Source organism: Parvibaculum sp., assembly GCF_049672805.1.
Taxonomy (GTDB): Bacteria; Pseudomonadota; Alphaproteobacteria; order Parvibaculales; family Parvibaculaceae; genus Parvibaculum.
The window spans coordinates 1-4,905 of sequence record NZ_JBATWS010000167.1 but is presented as its reverse complement, the minus strand read 5'-3'; the positions used below and the strand labels follow the sequence as shown (position 1 = coordinate 4,905).

The following is a 4,905-nucleotide window of genomic DNA, read 5'->3' as shown; positions in this document are numbered from 1 at the left end:
GGCATTTCAGCATCAGAGATTATCACCTCCGGCGCGGATGGAGCGGGTGCGGTATTCGGTACAATCCACACCATGCTGTTCTCCACCATCTCGGCCAGAGGCGCTGCTTCTTGCTCGCCGCTCTTATGCTCGCTATCGGGCGTTGCAGCCTTATGCAGAAACCCGGCAAAGATATCGCCGGTGTCCTGATCGCGCCGTGCGGTGCTGCCCGTTCCGCGGGCCGCCGCTCTTGTCTCGAAGTCGGATGCGCCCGGCGCGATGAGATGGCTGATGCTTGTTCCGCTCACGGCTCTTTCCATTGTCATATATGGAGAGGGTAGGCGCTCATGAATAAAACGGGGTTTCGGTTTCGTATCTCCTAGACGCGCCGTTCAAAATGCAGCGCTTCCAGAAAGGGAAGCCAAAGCTGCGCATTGGACGAATAGGAGAGTGTGCCTTCGAAGGCATAATTCTTGAATGCATGAACGGCAGCGTCGCCCGTCAGCCGCTCCAGCGAGTAGGGAAAAGGAATGAGTGAAAGGAGCAGCAGGTTCAGCCAACCCTCATCCGTATAGCCGGAGATCTGGATCGGACCGATATGCGGCAGAACAAGTTGCAGGGCGAAATGTTCTACAGTGCCCGGCGGGCGTTCCTTCACCGCCCAGACGATCTGGGATAACTCCCTCGCCATGAAGGGAATGAGCGTCACACGCCAGCTTCCCTGTCCTTCGATATGAACGAGATGCGCAAGAAACTGGCGATCGAAATAGTCACCGTAACCGCTTTTGTCTCGTTCATCCTGCGGGGCAAGCGTTGCTTCCAGCCAGCGGTTGATGCCGCCATGTTTCAGGCAGAGCAGAAAGAAAAGAATGCCCGCGCCAAAGCTTGAATTGTTCCGTGGCATGTTACGTTGCGCCTGCGCCATTGCCATCGGATTGATGATCGCGAGCATTTCCATCATCGAGTAGAAGGTTTGCCGCGTGGAGTCACCGAAGCTTGTGGTGATGCGGTGGGCGTCGCTGCGTTTTGTAAGGCCGCCCGCTTCGGCAAAGGCGCGTGAAATATCTCTCGTGCTATGGCTGCTGCGAAAGGTGTTCTTGTCATTCTCACCGGCGGTGGAATCGCTCTTGAGCCACAACTCGCTCTGGCGCTGCGCACCAATCGCCGAGCCGTAGAAGCTGGTGAGACCTTTAAGTCCGATTGGTTCCGGCGCATTGTTCAGTCTCGTTCCTTCTGCAAGGAAGGGCGAGACGGGCGGCGCCATGCCGGTGCGCACCGTATGTGCGGCGATGACATGCGGAAGAGATGCTTCCGGGAGAGGGGTGACGGCGCTGCTGCCCACTGCAAGCGGGATAGCCTCAAGACGGGCACTCGCACCGGAAGGTGAGATGATTACAGAGAGTTTTTCTCCGTTCATCGGCAGAGTATTTTGCGAGTCGGTTACAACTTGCCCATGCCGAGCGATCTGGAGGCTGTCCATCGGGCGCAGGGCAAAGCTGCCGAGATCTGTGTTCACCCGGAGAATATTGTTCGGCAGAATGCGTTCTACCGTGCCTTCAATGCGAAGCGGCTCCGTACCGGGCACAAAGAGGGGCGGGCGGGAAAGCACATAGACATTGGCTTTGATCGCTACCAGCTCCCTGAAAGCGGCCGTTCCCTGCCGGAAGATGTCCGGATCAATCTGCTGGAGAGGAGGCAGGTTGTCGGCCATAGCAAAACCGCTATCTGGTATTGTTCTGCAGCAGCAATCGCTGGAACATCACTTTCCCGTCGCCAATTTCCGGCGCGGCTGCGACAAGTGCTTTTCCCAGATGATCGCCGAGGCGGTCAGGGTTGAAATTTGGTCCTTCGAACACGCCTTTCCCGGCTTCCGCATAGAGTGTCCGGAGAATGACATCGCGATAGCGCGGCAGGCTGCTTCGAATCCTCGCTGCGTTTTCGACAGAGCCAGGATCAAGCGTGATGTCTGCAAGAATGAAGGCTGTTGTCTGGCCCGCACGTAGGACGGGAACGACAAACTGGCCGAACTCGACATAGCGGTCCGGCTGGACGGGTGTCGGCTCCTCTGTCGCGGCGGCTGTATTCCCTTCTTCCGTTGTCACCGCAGCAGGAGAAGCCGGATAGAGACGCTGGATTGCGTCATTTCCTGCCGCATATCCGAGTGCAAGGCCTGCGAGAAGGCTTCCTCCGAGCCAGAGGCCTGTTCGATTCCAGTTTTGTGCCGGCGTCATCATGCGACCTTGCGGTTCTTGGAGTGTCGGATGACTTCGTTCTCGCGGATCGTCGCTTCCTCAACCGCATCGAAGCTCGGCTGCGCGTCGTCATGCAGCACCTTGCGCCCATATTCCACGGCAACCTGGGCGGCTGCGCCGTTCAGATGCGCGAGAAGCGTCGATTTGATCGCGAGGAAATAGCTGATCTCGGTGTCGCGGTTGGAGCGCACCTGGCCTGCAATCGGGCTTACCACCCCATAGGAAAGAAATACGCCGAGAAAGGTGCCGAAAAGCGCGCCGCCGATCAGATGGCCCAATATTTCCGGCGGCTGGTTGATTGCACCCATTGCCTTGATGACGCCAAGGACAGCAGCAACGATGCCAAGGGCGGGAAGTGCATCCGCCACTACGGAAAGTGCATGTGTCGGGCGGTGCAGATCTTTCGAAATCATCCGGATCTCTTCATCCATAAGGGCTTCTACCTCATGCGGCTTTGCGGTGCCGAGAGAGAGGAGGCGCAGATAGTCGCAAAGGAAGGAGACGGCGCGCGGTTTTGCGAGCACGGAAGGATATTGCTGAAAGATCGGGCTGTCGTAAGGGCGCTCGATCGCGGCTTCGAGGTGAAGGATGCCCTGTCCGCGAATGGTGCGCAGAAGCGAGAACATGAGGCCGAGAAGGTCGAGGAAGTCTTTTTCCTTCAGGCGCCTCCCCGTGAAAATATCCATCAGCGCGCGGCCTGTATCTTTGATCACCTTCATGGAGTTTGCGGTAAAGAATGTCGCAAGCGCTGCGCCGCAGACGATGAGAACTTCGAAGGGTTGCCAGAGAACGGCGAGATGGCCGCCCATGCCGATGAAACCGCCCAGCACGGCGATGAAGAGGAAGGAGATTCCGATGATGAGGCCCATTGCGCTTGTCCTGTGCTGGAACGATGACAATTCATCCGGATCGGGACGAATAGCGCAGACGCTAGGGAGGGCGGGTTAAGTGAAGTTTTAAGAAACCGACATCGTCATTTTTCTGGCAACGCGCAACAGGCGCGAGCGGAGAATATCTGAAACGTAAATCTGCGTTTAACCCGGGTGGATGAGGGTAGGCATGTCATCTCAGGCCAGCAATTCCGAAGAACGGACGAGGCCTTTGCAGGTCGTCAGAAGGCGGGACATCTGGAAACCTAGAACATAGGAGAAGATGCCATGTCGAGCTCTATTCTGACGAACGTCGGTGCCATGACGGCGCTGCAGACACTTACCTCCATCAACCACAGCCTTGAGACCACGCAGGATCGTATCTCCACGGGTATGCGTGTGGGTTCCGCCAAGGACAATGCTGCATATTGGGCCATTGCGACCACGATGCGGACTGACCTTGTCGGCTATCAGGCAATTTCCGACGCGATTGGCCTCGGCCAGTCCACGGCGGACGTTGCTTCGACGGCGAATGAAGCGATCGTCGATCTGCTCAAGGAAATGAAGCAGCGTCTCGTTGCCGCGCAGGATGCGGGCGTTGACAAGATCAAGATCAACGACGACATCCAGCAGCTCAAGTCGCAGATCGAATCCGTGATTTCGTCTGCTTCTTTCAACGGCAACAACTGGCTTGACGGTTCGATCAACGACACGGCCGATACTGGTGAAGCGGTGAACATTCTCGCTTCGCTCGTTCGTACCGGTTCCACGGTCACGCCGGAGAACATTGTGTTCGATCCCGGCCAGACCGACTACATGGATGCCAACGGTACGGGCTTCTTCCAGGGTACGCTCAGCGCAGGCACCTCAGCGGTGATTGCGGATGGTATCCTTGGTGCGGCGTTTGCCGTGGACAACTCGCTCGATGCAACGGATCTTGCCGATGCGCTGGGCGAAGTCGAAGCGGCGATTGCCAAGGCCACGGAAGTCGGTTCTCTGCTCGGTTCGGTGGAAAGCCGTCTGGGCATTCAGAAGGACTTCGTCACCAAACTTGCCGACGCGACCGAGCGTGGCATCGGTGTGCTGGTCGATGCGGATATGAACCGCGAAAGTGCCCGCTTGAAGGCTCTGCAGGTGCAGCAGCAGCTCGGCATTCAGGCGCTGCAGATCGCCAATGGCGCTCCGCAGAACATCCTGTCGCTGTTCCGCTAATATCCCCCGAAAAGGTGGTGCGGCCATGGCCGCGCCACCGGAGATTGGCCCGCTTTTCGAAGCGGGCCTTTTTCTTTGAGAAGTCCGAGAAAAATCAGAAGTCGATTTCGACTTCGATCTTCTTTCCGTACCAGCGTTCGGCGGTTTTCAGCACGCGGTCGAGATAGCGCCGCGCATGGGAGGGTGTGCGCGAGTGATACCAGGCAATGCCGCGCCACACCTCGCCGCCCGCATTGTCGATGCTGAGACGGAGAATCCATGTGCCCATGGCGATGTTGAAGCAGCCATCATTGGCAAGCCGTGCTTTCAGTCTTTCCACGGGCTCGTTATAGGCAGACTGAATTTCCGGTAGCCAGATCGTGTTGATCTGCATCGGGCCGAGGTCTTCGGTGCCATTGGTGTTAACGGAGATGGTTCCCTCCACGCCGCCTTCCACATCGAGGATGAGCCAGATCAGCGGTTCAGGCAGGTCGTAATGTTTCGCCGCGCGGGCGATGCAGCCGGCCAGCCGGGGATTGTCCCTGACCGCCTTGACGGCAGCCTCGGCTGGGGCAGGCAGGGTGAGGGTTCCAAGTGTGAGCGCTGTGCCGAGG

The 4,905-nt window shown here is 57.9% G+C and carries 6 protein-coding genes; 1 reads left to right on the top strand and 5 read right to left on the bottom strand.

The genetic code is table 11. The features are described 5' to 3' along the window. The 4 genes from WBF74_RS05450 to motA all read right to left on the bottom strand — a co-directional run. A partial coding sequence (locus WBF74_RS05450; protein ID WP_424436357.1) for a hypothetical protein occupies positions 1-287 on the bottom strand: 287 nt, incomplete at its 3' end. A 71-nt stretch (positions 288-358) separates the two neighbouring features. After that, on the bottom strand, positions 359-1,690 hold the full coding sequence (locus WBF74_RS05445; protein ID WP_424436354.1) for a hypothetical protein: 1,332 nt from the start codon (positions 1,688-1,690) through the stop codon (positions 359-361). Positions 1,691-1,700: 10 nt separating this feature from the next. Next, positions 1,701-2,213: a hypothetical protein gene (locus tag WBF74_RS05440; RefSeq protein ID WP_424436352.1), complete on the bottom strand. Its 513-nt coding sequence runs from the start codon at positions 2,211-2,213 to the stop codon at positions 1,701-1,703. Then, a complete protein-coding gene (gene motA / locus WBF74_RS05435; RefSeq protein ID WP_424436349.1) occupies positions 2,210-3,100 on the bottom strand; it encodes a flagellar motor stator protein MotA in 891 nt (296 codons plus the stop codon). The genes WBF74_RS05440 and motA overlap by 4 nt, the downstream gene beginning before the upstream one ends. A gap of 288 nt (positions 3,101-3,388) precedes the next feature. Here motA and WBF74_RS05430 point away from each other — a divergent pair, with 288 nt between their 5' ends. Continuing rightward, the gene (locus WBF74_RS05430; protein WP_424436346.1) at positions 3,389-4,312 is read left to right on the top strand and encodes a flagellin; all 924 of its coding nucleotides are present in this window, start codon (positions 3,389-3,391) and stop codon (positions 4,310-4,312) included. A 94-nt stretch (positions 4,313-4,406) separates the two neighbouring features. Here WBF74_RS05430 and WBF74_RS05425 read toward each other — a convergent pair. Further along, a partial coding sequence (locus tag WBF74_RS05425) for a lytic transglycosylase domain-containing protein (protein ID WP_424436343.1) occupies positions 4,407-4,905 on the bottom strand: 499 nt, incomplete at its 5' end.